The 13,118-nt window shown below is 75.7% G+C and carries 15 protein-coding genes; 6 read left to right on the plus strand and 9 right to left on the minus strand.

Features of this window, described 5'->3' with window-relative positions; translation table 11 throughout:
* Positions 1-44 precede the first annotated feature (44 nt).
* Entirely contained in the window at positions 45-548 is a 504-nt protein-coding gene (locus OG335_RS31370) for a MarR family winged helix-turn-helix transcriptional regulator (RefSeq protein ID WP_405014503.1), read from the plus strand.
* Between the two features lie 326 nt (positions 549-874).
* Here the strand turns inward: OG335_RS31370 and OG335_RS31375 are convergent, their stop codons facing one another.
* Both OG335_RS31375 and OG335_RS31380 read right to left on the minus strand, forming a co-directional pair.
* The gene (locus OG335_RS31375; protein WP_405014504.1) at positions 875-2,152 is read right to left on the minus strand and encodes a D-arabinono-1,4-lactone oxidase; all 1,278 of its coding nucleotides are present in this window, start codon (positions 2,150-2,152) and stop codon (positions 875-877) included.
* A 225-nt stretch (positions 2,153-2,377) separates the two neighbouring features.
* Positions 2,378-2,659, minus strand: coding sequence for a hypothetical protein (locus tag OG335_RS31380; protein ID WP_405014505.1), 282 nt, complete (start codon positions 2,657-2,659; stop codon positions 2,378-2,380).
* Positions 2,660-2,830: 171 nt separating this feature from the next.
* Between OG335_RS31380 and OG335_RS31385 the strand changes: the two genes are divergently transcribed.
* Positions 2,831-4,024, plus strand: a complete 1,194-nt coding sequence (locus OG335_RS31385; protein WP_405014506.1) for an ROK family transcriptional regulator — start codon at positions 2,831-2,833, stop codon at positions 4,022-4,024.
* 275 nt (positions 4,025-4,299) lie between these two features.
* Here the strand turns inward: OG335_RS31385 and OG335_RS31390 are convergent, their stop codons facing one another.
* On the minus strand, positions 4,300-5,289 hold the full coding sequence (locus OG335_RS31390) for a LysR family transcriptional regulator (RefSeq protein WP_405014507.1): 990 nt from the start codon (positions 5,287-5,289) through the stop codon (positions 4,300-4,302).
* A 218-nt stretch (positions 5,290-5,507) separates the two neighbouring features.
* Between OG335_RS31390 and snpA the strand changes: the two genes are divergently transcribed.
* Positions 5,508-6,149 (plus strand): snapalysin, encoded by a 642-nt coding sequence (gene snpA / locus OG335_RS31395; RefSeq protein ID WP_405014508.1) that lies wholly within the window; start codon positions 5,508-5,510, stop codon positions 6,147-6,149.
* A gap of 59 nt (positions 6,150-6,208) precedes the next feature.
* Here snpA and OG335_RS31400 read toward each other — a convergent pair whose 3' ends face one another.
* Both OG335_RS31400 and OG335_RS31405 read right to left on the minus strand, forming a co-directional pair.
* Positions 6,209-6,340 (minus strand): DUF6126 family protein, encoded by a 132-nt coding sequence (locus tag OG335_RS31400; protein ID WP_405014509.1) that lies wholly within the window; start codon positions 6,338-6,340, stop codon positions 6,209-6,211.
* Between the two features lie 109 nt (positions 6,341-6,449).
* Positions 6,450-8,039: a sigma-70 family RNA polymerase sigma factor gene (locus OG335_RS31405; protein WP_405014510.1), complete on the minus strand. Its 1,590-nt coding sequence runs from the start codon at positions 8,037-8,039 to the stop codon at positions 6,450-6,452.
* 236 nt (positions 8,040-8,275) lie between these two features.
* Between OG335_RS31405 and OG335_RS31410 the strand changes: the two genes are divergently transcribed.
* The gene (locus OG335_RS31410; protein ID WP_405014511.1) at positions 8,276-8,956 is read left to right on the plus strand and encodes a lysine transporter LysE; all 681 of its coding nucleotides are present in this window, start codon (positions 8,276-8,278) and stop codon (positions 8,954-8,956) included.
* Positions 8,957-9,386: 430 nt separating this feature from the next.
* On the plus strand, positions 9,387-9,782 hold the full coding sequence (locus OG335_RS31415) for a transglycosylase family protein (protein ID WP_405014462.1): 396 nt from the start codon (positions 9,387-9,389) through the stop codon (positions 9,780-9,782).
* A gap of 147 nt (positions 9,783-9,929) precedes the next feature.
* Here OG335_RS31415 and OG335_RS31420 read toward each other — a convergent pair whose 3' ends face one another.
* Together OG335_RS31420 and OG335_RS31425 are read right to left on the minus strand one after the other, a co-directional pair.
* A complete protein-coding gene (locus OG335_RS31420) occupies positions 9,930-10,325 on the minus strand; it encodes a DUF3224 domain-containing protein (RefSeq protein ID WP_405014512.1) in 396 nt (131 codons plus the stop codon).
* A gap of 123 nt (positions 10,326-10,448) precedes the next feature.
* A complete protein-coding gene (locus tag OG335_RS31425; RefSeq protein WP_405014513.1) occupies positions 10,449-11,300 on the minus strand; it encodes a RimK family alpha-L-glutamate ligase in 852 nt (283 codons plus the stop codon).
* A gap of 400 nt (positions 11,301-11,700) precedes the next feature.
* Between OG335_RS31425 and OG335_RS31430 the strand changes: the two genes are divergently transcribed.
* Positions 11,701-12,096, plus strand: coding sequence for a nuclear transport factor 2 family protein (locus OG335_RS31430; RefSeq protein ID WP_405014514.1), 396 nt, complete (start codon positions 11,701-11,703; stop codon positions 12,094-12,096).
* 87 nt (positions 12,097-12,183) lie between these two features.
* Here the strand turns inward: OG335_RS31430 and OG335_RS31435 are convergent, their stop codons facing one another.
* Positions 12,184-12,723 (minus strand): RBBP9/YdeN family alpha/beta hydrolase, encoded by a 540-nt coding sequence (locus OG335_RS31435; protein WP_405014515.1) that lies wholly within the window; start codon positions 12,721-12,723, stop codon positions 12,184-12,186.
* A 28-nt stretch (positions 12,724-12,751) separates the two neighbouring features.
* Complete coding sequence (locus tag OG335_RS31440; RefSeq protein ID WP_405014516.1) at positions 12,752-13,102, minus strand: hypothetical protein; 351 nt, start codon at positions 13,100-13,102, stop codon at positions 12,752-12,754.
* Between the last annotated feature and the right edge of the window lie 16 nt (positions 13,103-13,118).

Genomic DNA, 13,118 nt, shown 5'->3' on the forward strand with positions numbered 1-13,118 from the left:
ACTATGATGGTGCTCATAAAGTCCGGGGACGCGAAAGGCACGGCATGGCACAGGAAGAGGCGCGCCCGCGCCGGTTCGGCAGCAGCGACGTCCTGGTGGACGAACTCTTCGCCACCACCCACCGGCTGCGCTCCTTCGTCGACGGCCGCCTGCGCGACCACGGTGCCTCCGTGTCGCGGCTGCGCACCCTCCGGGTGCTCGCCCTCTCCGGCGAGCCGCTGCGCATGCGCGACCTCGCCGACCTCGTCGGCAACGCCCCCCGCACCACCACCACGCTGGTCGACAGCCTCGAACGAGACGGCCTGGTCGCACGCGTGCGCCACCCCGAGGACCGCCGCGCGTTCCTCATCACCCTCACCGAGGAGGGGGCCCGCCGTCACCGCGAGGCCGAGGAGCTCGACCGGGCCGCCCTCGCCGCCGCCACCGGCGCCCTCACGCCGGCGGAGCGCGAGCAGTTGCGCACGCTCCTCGGGCGCATCCGCGCCGCGGTCACGGACGAACCCCCGGCGTCCGCCGCCGCGGACCGGGACGGCCGCCCGGACGGGTGAACGGCGGCCCCCGGCGGGCAGAACGGACCCTGATCGCCACCCACGGGTGAAAGACCGCCCGGGAGGTCAGGCCCACGGACCTTCGTGCCGAAAGGGTTCGTGAGCAGAAGGAGGGGATTCGCCGTGCGCTACGTCCTGTTGGGGCTCGGCCTGGCCTGTTCGGCGGCCGCCCTGGTCGTCTTCCTCGCCGCGGCGCGCGCCGGCAGCCGCAGTGAGGACGACGGCCCCGGCTGAGCGGGAGCGTGCGGGAGCGTGCGGGAGCGGCTGGGCGGGGCGCGCGGGACCGGCCCTCACGCCCCGCGCGGTGACCTGCGGGACCCGCGCCGTCAGGCGGCCGACGGGAACAGCGCCTCCGTCAGGTCGTTGCGGAAGACGCCCTTCGGATCGAGCTCGGCGGCCAGCGCGGCGAAGTCCGCGGCGCGCGGATAGCGAGCGGCCAGGTCGGCGGGGTCGGCGCAGGTGAGCTTGCCCCAGTGCGGGCGGGCGCCGAGCGGCAGCAGCCGCTCCTCGACCGCCGCGATCAGCGGCAGCACCGCCCGCACGTCGGACGTCCACGTGAAGTGGAGGGCGATGCTGTCGCGCCCGTACGCCGGGCTGAGCCAGAGGTCGTCCGCCGCGACGGTGCGGATCTCCGAGATCTGCAGCGCCCCGGCCATCCGCTCGCCGAGGCCCCGGACGGCCGCCACCGCCTCCGCCGCGGCCTCGAACGGCAGCAGCAGCTCCGACTGCAGCTCGTCGCCGCTGCTGGGGGTGAACTCGGGCCGGAAGTGCGGCAGCCGCTCGTGCCACGGGCCGGGCCTGCCGAGCTGCTCGGTGCAGTACGTGGGCGGCATGCCCGGGATGGGGTGCAGCGGACGGTCGGCGTGCTCCGCCCCGGCGGCCAGCAGGGCCGGGCGGTCGCCGCCGCCCTCCCGGTCGGTGCGGCGCTTCTGCCAGACGGTGGCGGTGCCGCTGCGCCAGTCGGTGAAGGCGCTGACGCTGTACGCGCTGCCGAAGACGGCGGCGGTGTCCGCGGCGATCGCGTCCAGCGGGACGCCGGTCTGCAGCCACTGGGCGATCTCGAAGGCCGGCTCGACGTCGAGGGTGACGGCGGTCGCGATGCCGAGCGCGCCCAGGGCGACCACGGCGCCGTCGAACCGCCCGGCGGGGTCGTCGCGGGTGAGGCGGACCGTGCCGCCGTCCGGGGTGAGGAGGTCGAGGGCGGCCACCGAGCCGGCGAGGCCCTGCAGGGCGCGGCCGGATCCGTGGGTGCCGGTCGCGCAGGCGCCGGCGACGGAGATGTGCGGCAGCGAGGCGAGGTTCGCGAGGGCCAGGCCCTGGGCGTGCAGCCGGGTGGCGACCTCGGCGTGCCGCAGGCCGGCGGCGACGACGGCGTGCCGGCGCCCGGGGTCGACGGTGACCTCGCCGGGCAGGGCGTCCAGGCGGACGAGGTCGCCGGTGGTGTCGGCGACCCGGTTGAAGGAGTGGCCGGTGCCGAGCGCGCGGACGCGGTCCGAGGCGGCGACGATCTGCCGGAGTTCGTCGAGCGAGGCGGGCCGGTGGACTCGCCGGGCGCGGAAGACGGTGTTGCGGGCCCAGTTGGTGGGGGCGTCCGTGCGGGTCATCGCGTCCTCGCTCCAGCTATTTGTCAGGTCGACTGACAAACTAACCCGAGGACGGTCCGTACCGGAAGCCCGTGCAGGCCGGAGCAGCCCGGGGCCGTCGCGCGGAGGCGCGGACGGCGGGCGGTGCCGCTCCGGTGCGGCACCCCGGGAGACCGGGGGGCGGGCGGGTGCGGGTGGTGAGGGGTGGTGAGGGGTGGTGCGGGGCGGCGGTCGGAGCCCGGTCGCTCAGGCGACGTGGCAGAGCTTGACCACGGACACCAGGTCCGGCTCGATCGCGAGCGGGGCGTGCCGTCGGTGCCGGCGGGCCTCCTCGGACTCGGCCCGGGCGAGTGCCTCGGCGAGCGCGTGGCCGGGCTCGGCGGCGTCGACGATGAAGAGGTGGACACCGGGCCGGGTGCCGTCCCGGCCGGGCACGGACTCCTCCGGCTGCCCCTGGGCGGTGCAGTGCGGAATTTCCACCCGCCAGCGGAAGAGGTGCGGTGCGGTGGGTCTGGACCTCGTGGACATCGGCTGCGCTTCCTCTCCCGTGCGGATGTGACGGGCGTTGGAGCTCCGCGGCGTGGGCCCGGACGGCCCGTTTCACCGTAGGGGCGGGGATTATGTCCGTCAAGAGGCGAGATGTGGGGCAAATAATCTGTTCGGAGGAAAAAATCACCGCCCGGCCGGTACGGTGCACCTATGAGCGACCTCCACGAGTCGGCCGCCCTCTCCGCCCGGCGGCAGCGCACCCGCTCCGCCCTCCTCGCCGTGCTCGCCGAGTACGGCGCCCTCAGCCGCGCCGACCTGGGGCGGCTCACCGGCCTGTCGCGGTCCGCCGTCGGCAGCGCCGTCGCCGACCTGCGCGAGCAGGGCGCCGTCACGGAGGAGACCGCCCCCCACGCCCACGCGGCCGGCCGTGGCCGGCCCGCCTCGGTGGTCTCGCTCCGCCGGGAGTCCGGCCTCGTGCTCGGCATCGACCTCGGCCACGCCCACATCACGGCCGCGGTCGGCACCGGCGACGGCACGGTGGTCGGCGAGGCCACCGCGCCGCTGGACATCGACGACCGGCCCGAGGAGGCCCTCGACACCGCGGCCGCCCTCGCCGCCGACGCCATGCGGCAGGCCGGCTGCGAGCCCGGCCGGATCGCCGCCGCCGCGGCCGGCATCCCCGCCGCGATGGACCTCCGCACCCGGGCCGTCCGGGCCCCCACGGTGCTGGCCCGGTGGATCGGCCTCGATCCGGCCGCGGAGCTGGAACGCCGCATCGGCGTGCCGTTCGAGGTCGCCAACGACGCCGAGATGGGCGCACGCGGCGAGCGCGCCCTCGGTGCCGGACGCGGCCTCAACGACCTCATCTACGTCAAGGCCTCGCACGGCGTGGGCAGCGGCCTGGTGCTCGGCGGCCAGGTCTACCGCGGTGCGAGCGGACTCTCCGGCGAGATCGGCCACATCCAGCTGCCCGGGGCGTCGAACTGGTGCCGCTGCGGCAACCGGGGGTGCCTGGAGACGGCCGTGTCGGTCGTCGAGGTGCGCCGGCAGCTCGGCCACGTGCTGGCCGGCGCGGACCGCAGACCCGTCCCGCGGGAGCTCCCGCCGCTCGCCGAGCTCGCCGCCCGGCCCGCGACCGCCCGGGTCATCACCGACGCCGGCCGCACCCTGGGCCGCGTCCTCGCGGACCTGGTGAACTTCCTCAACCCGGCCGCGGTGATCGTCGGCGGTGAACTCGGCCGGGCCGGCGCGCCGCTCATCGCCGGGGTGCGGGAGTCCATCGACCGCTACGCCCAGCCGGCGGTGGCCGAGGGGGTGGAGGTCATGGCGGGCGCCCTGGGCGTCCGGGCCGAGCTGCACGGCGCCCTGGTGATGGCCGCCGGGAGGCGCCGGACCCGCACGTGACGGGACGGGCGCCGGGGGGCGCCCGTCCCGTCCCGGGCGTCAGGCGCAGTGCTTCCGGGCGAGGCGGTGGACGGTGCCGGTGTCGCCGTCGGCACCTCGGGCCCGGCCCGGACGACGGGCTTCACGAGGACGGGCTTCACGACGATGGACTCGACCGGCGGCGACACCGGCACCGGAGGTCGGAGGTGGCGCCGGTGCGCTGTGCCCGGCCGTGGGTGACGCTCCGTCAGAGCAGCTGCGGCGGACGTCGGATGTCGGATGGCATATGTCAGGCGTCAGACGTCGGACGGCCGCGGGGCGGGCGGGAGGAGGCGGTGCAGCGCGCGGTTGTGCAGGCGGAGCCAGCCCCGGTAGGCGGGGTTGGCCCGGGCGAGGTCGAGGTAGGCGCGCCGCAGGTCGGCGTGGAGGGCGTCGAGGGCCGGCCGGCCGAGTGAGCCGGTGCGCCAGGTGAAGAGCAGGCGCACGGCGAACGGGTCGCCGTGCAGCGGGCGGACCACGGTGCCCGGCCCGGGCGGTGAGGTCGGCTGGCAGGGGCGTACGGCCTCGCCGGAGGCGACCAGTTCGGCGGCGGTCGCGTTGTCGCGCACCTGGACGACGCGCGGGTCGAGCCCGGCCTCGGCGAACACCCGGCGCAGCGCCGCGTACTCGTGGTCGGCCTCGGGGTCGACCATCCAGGTGTCGGTGGCGAGGTCGGCGAGGCGCACCACCGGTTGCCCGGCCGCGGGATGGCGGGCGGGCAGGGCGACGAACTGCGGTTCCCTGGCGATGAGTACGCGCTGCTCGGCGGCCGCGGGGATGCGCAGCGGGAAGCCCTCGTTCTCGTAGACGAGGGCGATGTCGAGCTGGTCGGCGGCGACCATCCGCACGAGGGCGCTCGGCGAGGTGTCGATGTGGATGGTGGTGTCGGTGTCCGGCAGGCGGTCGTGCACGCGGCGCAGCCAGGCGGGTACGGCGCGGCAGCCGACGCTGCCGATGCGCAGCCGTCGGCGGCCGCCGCCCGTGGCCTCCTCGCGCGCGGCGGCCACCAGGGTGTCCAGGCCGGTGATGACGGGGCGTGCCCGGGAGAGCACGGAGTGGCCGAGAGCGGTGGGCCGGCTGCCGGTCTGTTCGCGGGTGAAGAGCCGTCCGCCGACGGCGCGTTCGATCCGGTGGAGCTGGGTGGTGAGGGAGGGCTGGCTCATGCCGAGGTGCCGGGCGGCCTTGCGTACGCTGCCGGTGTCCGCCACCGCGCACAGGACACGGAGGTGTCTGACGTCGAGCTCCACGACGGGAGCATAGCCAGCCGCCGCCTTCCCGCCAAGTGCATGTCAATCGTTGGCCGACGGGCCGTCACCATCCGTGCGCGGCAGGGCTATCGGCCGGGGCTATCGTCCGCTGGCATCATCCCGGGGCAGCACCGGCGGGCCACGATCGGTGCATCAACCGACACCGTGTCCCGCGGCTCCCCCTGACCGCCGCGGGAAACGCGAATGGAGTCCCCCACATGAACCGCTCCATGACCGTGCTCGCTGCCGCCTTCGGGCTCGCACTCGCCGCGAGCACCGCCGCCGTGCCCGCCACCGCGGCCACCACGGCCCCCGCCGCGGTGCAGCAGGGCTACACCCCCACCGCGTACGCCGGCTCGGCCGCCGAGGAGGCCGACAACAAGGCCTTCTACCAGGCCGTCATGAAGTCGGCGCTCGCCAAGCAGGCCGCCCAGCCGTACCTGGCGTCGGTCGTCGTCACCTACGACGCCAGCCGCGCCCCGTCCTTCGCGTCGCAGATATCCCGCAGCGCGCAGATCTGGAACGGCTCGGTCAGCAACGTCCAGCTCCGCTCCGGCACCAACGCCGACTTCCGCTACTACGAGGGCAACGACTCCCGTGGCTCCTACGCCAGCACCGACGGCCACGGCGGCGGCTACGTCTTCCTCGACTACGCGCAGAACCGGCAGTACAACTCCGTCCGCGTCACCGCGCACGAGACCGGCCACGTGCTCGGACTGCCCGACCACTACTCCGGCCCGTGCAGCGAGCTGATGTCCGGTGGTGGCCCCGGCACCTCGTGCACCAACGCCTACCCGAACTCCGCCGAGCGCAGCCGCGTGCAGTCGCTCTGGGTGAACGGCCTCGCCGCGGTGGGCTGACCCCCGCCACAGCCGTCCGGCGGCCCGGTCCCCCCCGCGGGGCCGGGCCGCCGGCCGTGTCAGCGGCGGCCGCCCAGGGTGAACAGCAGGATCACGAAGCCGGCGAAGAGGTGCGTGCCCGCGATGTAGATCGACGCCCGGATCATCATGGCCCGGCGCTTGGTCCGCTCGTCCCGCACGGCCTCGCTCACGACAGCTCCCTCGTCTCCGGGCCCGCGCGTCCGCGGTGCGGGCCCGCCGTCCATTGTGCACGGGCCGCCCACGCCTCCCGCCGTCACCCGTGTGCCGGCCGACCCCCGCTCACGGAGCGGAGCCGAAGTCCTGCGTCCACCACGGGCCGCCGGTGCCGAGGTGCACCCCGACGCCCAGGTCGGTGAAACCGCAGTTGAGGATGTTGGCCCGGTGGCCGGGGCTGTTCATCCAGCTGTTCATGACCGCGGCGGCGTCGGCCTGGCCGCGCGCGATGTTCTCGCCCCAGCTGCTCCACTTGTAGCCCGCCGCGTCGATGCGCGGCTGCGGGCCCTGGCCGTCCGGGTTCGTGTGGTCGAAGAAGTTGCGTGCCGCCATGTCGTCCGAGTGCCGCTGCGCCGCCGTCTCCAGCGCGGCGTCGGCTTCGACCGGGGTGCAGCCGGCCTTGCTCCGCTCCTCGTTGACCAGCTTCAGCACCTGTTGCTTGATGCCGAGCGCGGTCGGGCTCGCGCTCCGGGCCCGGGTCGGGCTCGGGCTCGGGGTCGCCGTGCGGGTGGGCTTGGGCTTCGGGCTCGGCGAGAGGGTCGGGCTCGGGGACGGCGAGGCCGAGGGGCTCGGCGAAGGGGTGGGGGAGGGCGTCGCCGGTGCCGTGACGGCCGGGGGCGGGGGCTCGACGGCGGCGGTGCGGCCGGCGGTGTCGGGCAGGCCGACGGCCACGATGGCGGCCGTCACCACGGTGGCCGCGACGGTGCCGCCGACGGCGAGCGGGATCCTCGGACGCGCACCGGCCGCGCGGTGCGCACCCCCGCGGGAACCCGCGCGCCGGGCCCCGCCGCGGCGGTGCACGGTCGGCAGCCCGTGCGTGGGCGAGCCGCCCGCGGCCCCCGCCCCCGGGTGTCCGGCCGCGTGCGCGACCGCCCCGGCGAGCGCACCGGAGCCGCCCATCGGCACCGGCACCATCGCCAGGCCGGCCAGCAGCCCCTCGGCGGGGAAGAGCCCGCTCCAGTGGCGCGAGCAGATGCTGCACTCGCGGGCGTGGCGGGCGATGCGCTTGCGCCACAGCGCGCTGGGCGCGCCGTCCCAGCGGGTGGTGAGCTCCGCGAGCGGAGCGCAGCGGTCGACGACGGCCAGTGCCCGGACGACGACCCGGGCGGTCTCCAGCTGGCCCTTCATCCGCTGCACCCGGACTGCGGCGTGCTGCGGCGGCAGTTCCATCGCCGCGGCGAGGTCGGTGCGGGTGAGTTCGCCGGCGGCCTCCAGCCACCACAGCGAGAGCAGCTCGCGGTCTGCCACGTCGAGCCAGCGCGTCGCCTCGGCGACCTCCCGGCGCTGCCCGGAGAGGCCGAGCCGCACGATGGTGAGGTCGACGAAGTCGGCGCCGGGGTCGGCCACGCCGTACGCGTCATCGAGGTCCGTGCCCGCGGTGGCCTGCATGCGGTCCTGGTGGCGGCGGCGGATCTGGTTCATCGCGATGGCGACGAGCCAGGAGCGGAAGCCGGCCGGTTCGCGCAGCCCCGGCAGGCCGTCCATGGCCCGGAGCAGGGTGTCCTGGACGACGTCGTCCGTGTCCGGGTGCCCGCCCAGCGCCCGCCCGACGATGTTGTAGAGCAGCGGCAGGTGCCCGCTGATCAGCTCGTCCGTGGCCCGCTGGTCCCCGGCCCGGGCCTGCACGACCAGCATCGCTGCGCGGTCACTGTCCATCGCGTGGTCCACCTTCTCGGTCGGCCGTCGTCCGGCCCTGTGCTGCTGTCGTACTAGGAGATCGGGCAGCGGGTACCGGATAACGGAAAATCACACCGGGAATCCGTGCGATGGACAGTAGCCGACCCCGGGCCCGGTCCGTCAGCAGCGTGCGCAGCCGTGTCCGCGCCCGCGGCGGGGCCATCGGCGCCGAAAATCCGTCGCGCCGGAACGGCACGTTCCGCCACCCTGGCGCGATGGTCGATTCCCTGGTGAGTACGGCTGCGGCGGGTGCCGCGGCAGGGCTGGGCGTGGCGATGCCCCTCGGTGCGGTCGGCGTGCTGCTCCTGCAGGAGGGCGGCCGGGGCCTGGGCCGGGGCGCGAGTGCCGCGACGGCGGTCGCCCTGGTCGACCTCCTGTACGCGGCGGTGGCGGTGCTGGTCGGGCCGCGGCTCGCCGGACTGCTCGGCGGCGGCGAGGCGTGGGTGCGGCTGGGCGCGGGCGTGGTGCTCGCGGCGATCGCCGTCCGCGGCCTGCTGTCGCTGCGCGGCGGTTCGGTGCGAGATGGTTCCGGAGCGGACGGCGCGGGGGTGGGTGCCGCGGGGGTGGACGGTCCGGCGGTGGGGGCCACGGCCGATCCGGGGTCGGCCCGGCGGTCCTTCCTCCGGTTCGGCGTGCTCACGCTGGTGAACCCCACGACCGCGCTCTACTTCACCGCCCTGACCGCCGCCCGGGGTGCTGCCACCTCCGGGGTCGCGACGGCAGCGGTGTTCGCCGGGGCGGTGTTCGTGGCCTCGCTCCTCTGGCAGCAGGTGCTGGCCGCGGCCGGTGCCTTCGCGGGCACTCGGCTGACCGCCCGGACCCGTCGCGTGACGTACGCGTTCGGCTACGGCCTGGTGCTGTGCTTCGCCGTCCGGCTGGCCTGGCCGACCGGCTGACGGGGTCGCCACCGGCTCCGTGTGACGGGGGCCATGTCGGGGGTGGTGGTGTGGGGGTGGGTGGTGGGCGGGGGGTGGGGTGGTGGTGACGGTCTGTCGATGGTGTGGGCGGGGTCACGGGGGTTTTTCGGTGACGGGGGCCACATCGGGGGGTGGTGGTGGGTGGTGGGTGGCTCAACGGTGGGGGTCGGTGGGGTGTCGTACCGGTGGTAACGGTGCTCTGGCCTGCGGTGAAACCGAAATGCTGGATTTGTCCGGTTCGGCCTCGTAGCTTCGAAACCAGTGCAGCGAGCCACCGCGGCCCCCGGGCCGAAGGAGCGGGTTCCGCAGCACCGAGGAACGCAAGGCCCACCACTGGGCCTGTCGACGCAGGGTCCGGCCGTACGGTCGTGGCCCGCCCGGAACCGCCCGGGACACCGAGAGGAACCGTATGATCTTCCGTCGCGAGACCGCCACCGCCGGCACCACCACCGCCACCCCGGGCAAGCGCCGGGTGCGGATGGCGGTCATGGGCGGCGCGCTGGCCGTCCTGCCGGTGGCCGGCCTCGTCACGGCGAACACCGCCTCCGCCGCGCCGGTCTCCACCTGGGACAAGGTCGCGCAGTGCGAGGCGACCGGCAACTGGGCGGTCAACTCGGGCAACGGCTTCTACGGCGGTCTGCAGTTCACCTCGCAGACCTGGGGCGCCTTCGGCGGCCACGCCTACGCCGCGAACGCGCACCAGGCCAGCAAGGCCCAGCAGATCGCCGTCGCCGAGAAGGTCCTGGCCGCGCAGGGCCCCGGTGCCTGGCCGGTCTGCTCCGTCAAGGCCGGCCTCACCCGCTGAGCCCTGACCCGCTGAGCCCTGACCCGCTGAGCCCTGACCCGGCGCACGGCTGACCCGATGTGCAGCTGACCCGGTGCACGGCTGACGGCTGTACCGCGTGCCCCTGGGCCCGCATCCCCGGACCGGGGGTGCGGGCCCGCACCGCGTTCAGCCGAGCTCGTGCTCGAAGACGTACGTGTGGACTCCCGCGTCGTCGATCCGGATGTCGAGCCGGCCGGTGATCCCGGCCAGGCCGTCGGTGCCGGTGCCGGGCACCACCCTGACGGCCAGCCGCTCGCCGCCGCTGCCGGGTGCGCTGTGCTGCAGCACGAAGCTGCCCTTGCGGCCGTCGAGCTCACCGGTGAACCGCTCGAACGCCGTGTACGCGGCAGGTTGGCCGTCCCCGTCGGCGGCGCTCAGCATCTCCACGGTGCTGGTGCCGGTCAGCGCGCCTTCGAACGTCTTGGTGAGCCGCACCCGGGCCAGCGTCGCCCCCGGCTGCTCGTCGACGACCTCCGGCTCCCAGCTGTCCACCGTGAACGAACCCTCGGCCTGCGTGCCCATCGCTGTCCCCTCGTCGATGCCGGTCCACGGCTGTCACGCCGCGTGCTGCCAGCGTCGCACGGGGCACCGACAGGCGGGCCCGGGCACACGGCCGCCACCGGGGCGGGACGCCGGAACGGCGGGTCAGGCCAGCCGCGCGCGCACCGCGGACGCCAGCCGGCCCGGGGCCGCGGCGTCGTACTGCAGGAACAGCCGCGGCTCGGTGAGCTCCAGCTCGATGACCACCGGCGCGCCGTCCTCGCCCCGGACGAGGTCGACCCGGGCGTAGAGCAGGTCGGCGCGCTCCGGCACCGCCGCGAGCACCCGCTCGGCCACGGTCAGCTGGTCGGCGTCCGGCTCCCGCAGCTCGTCGGCGAACCGGCCCTCGGGGCCGGACAGCATCGGTCCGCGGCGCACCGCGTGACTGAGGTCGCCGCCGATGAACACCAGCGAGGTCTCGCCCTCGCCGTCCACCGCCCGCAGGTACGGCTGCACCATCGCGGTGCGCCCGGCCGCGGTCAGTGCGGCGGCGTGGGCCGCGGCGGCCTCCCGGTCCGTGGTGCGCACGGTGTCGCGGGCGCCCGCCGAGACGGTCGGCTTCACCACCAGTTCGGGCCACGGCGCCGCAGCCTCCGTCAGCCGCTGCCCGGGGGCGACCCAGGCGGTCGGTACGACGGGCATCCCGGCCGCGGCGAGATCACGCAGGTAGGTCTTGTCGGTGTTGCGCTCCAGGACCGAGACGGGGTTGCAGAGCCGCGTCACCGCGGACGCCCGTCCGGCCCAGGCCAGGAACTCGGCGCGCCGCCAGGTGTAGTCCCAGGTGCTGCGGACCACGGCCACCCCGTAGCGCGACCACTCCACCGCGGGGTCGTCCCACTCCACGGCCTCCGCCGCGAGGCCCGCCGCGGCGAACGCGGCCAGCGCCGTCGCCTTCTCCAGGTCGGGCGCCTCACGGCTCGTCACGTACGCCACGGCGGCCTGCGGTGTCGCGGTCATGGGGGTGCTCTCCTCGCTGCGCACGGGGTCGGGCGGGCCGGACGGTTCGTCGGACCACCACCCTAGGGCCGGGCCGCCGGACGCCCGAGGCGGGGCCCGGCGCGCAGCCCGCAGGGTGTGGCCATGACCGAACCGGTGGGGGAAACCGGCCTGATTCGGCAGCCCGGGGCATGGCTCGACCTCTGCAACGGCGAGGGGCGGGCGCTGATCGCCGCCTCCGCGTCCGTGGCGGAGGGACGCTTCGGGGGCGCGCAGGCCGTCGTGCGCCGAGGGGTGACAGCGATCTGTCGGTGTCCTGCCGGTGCGCCCTGCGACCGTGGGGGGACGAGGCCGGAGGCGTGCCCCGGGGGCCGCACCGCCCCCGGGCCCGCGGGCCCGGCGGGAGCAAGGGAGGGCGATCGTGGACCAGCAGCTCGTGGACCGTGTGTGGGAGTACCTCAACGCCGGACAGGCCGCGGACGTGGAGGCGCTGGACGCGCTGTACGACCCGGAGTTCGCGAGCGTCCGCTGCGACGCCGGCCGCGTGGTGACCGTGGCGAAGGACCGGTGCCTGGCCGGATTCCGTGCCCTGCGGGCGCAGGGGTGCACCGTCGGAGGGACGCTCGACGACGTCCGTCTGCTGGCCGCACGCGTTCACGACGGCCACGGGGCCGTCGTCGTGCGGCGGGTCAGGGACGGCGCTGCCGTGCTCCACACCCTGGTCTGGCGGCGGGAGGGCGGCCGCTGGGGCACGCTCCTGCGGGAGTTCACCTTCGACGAGGCCGGCGGCACCCCGGCCGGCGGCATCACCGCCTGACGGGAGAGCGGACGGACGGGAGAGCGGACGGACGCCCCCGCGCCGTGGCGCCGGGGCGTCCGGGAAACCCGGGGCGTCCTGGCGGTGCTACCGGACGACTCCGGCGAGGAGGCGGCGGCCCTCGGGCCAGTCGCCGAGGCCCGAGTCGGCGTTGACGTGCCCGTACGCGCCGAGGTCGACCAGCCGGGACCCCCACGCCTCGGCGAACACGGCGGCCCGGGCGGGGGCGCACCAGGGGTCGTCGCTGCTCGCGACGACGGTGCTGGGGAACGGCAGCGGCTGCAGCGGCACCGGACGGAAGCCGAAGAGGTCGGGGACGTCCGCCGTGTCGACGTCGGCCGGGGCGACGAGCAGGGCGCCGAGCACGCCGGCGGCCGTGTCGCGGCCGGCCGCCCAGTGCGCCACGACGATGCAGCCGAGGCTGTGGGCCACCAGGACGACGGGCCGTCCGGCGGCGTCGACGGCCTTGTCGAGCGCGGTGGTCCAGGCATCGAGGTCGGGGTGGTCCCAGTCGTCCTGGCGGACCCGGACGAACGCGGGGTCGGCGGCCTCCCAGCGGCTCTGCCAGTGGGCGGGGCCGGAGTTCTGGTAGCCGGGCAGGACGAGGTTGAGGGCGTCGGTGCTCACGGGTCGGGTCTCTCCTCGGGGTCGGACGTCAGGACGCGGGCGGCAGGACTTCCTCGACGGCGCTCGTGCCCGCACCCGGACGCGACTCCCACTGCCAGGTCTCGTCGAGCCGGAGCCGGCCGTCGGCGAGCCGGGACAGCCGGCTGACGCAGTGTCCGCTGCTGGTGCGGCCGGCCCGGCTGAGCTGGACGTACCGGAAGTCCAGGGTGTCGCCGTCCCGGGTGCCGACGAGGTGGCCGTGCGCGATGTCGCCGCCCTGGTAGGAGGCCCAGACGCGGTCGTCCTGCTCGCGGTAGGCGAAGCTCGTCCCCGGGTCGGCCTCGCCGTGCTCGGCGCGTGCGATGGGCGAGAAGACCAGGCCGTCGAGGGATGGCAGCATGGGCGGGCTCCTTCCG

The organism is Kitasatospora sp. NBC_01539 (assembly GCF_045040525.1).
GTDB lineage: Bacteria > Actinomycetota > Actinomycetes > Streptomycetales > Streptomycetaceae > Kitasatospora.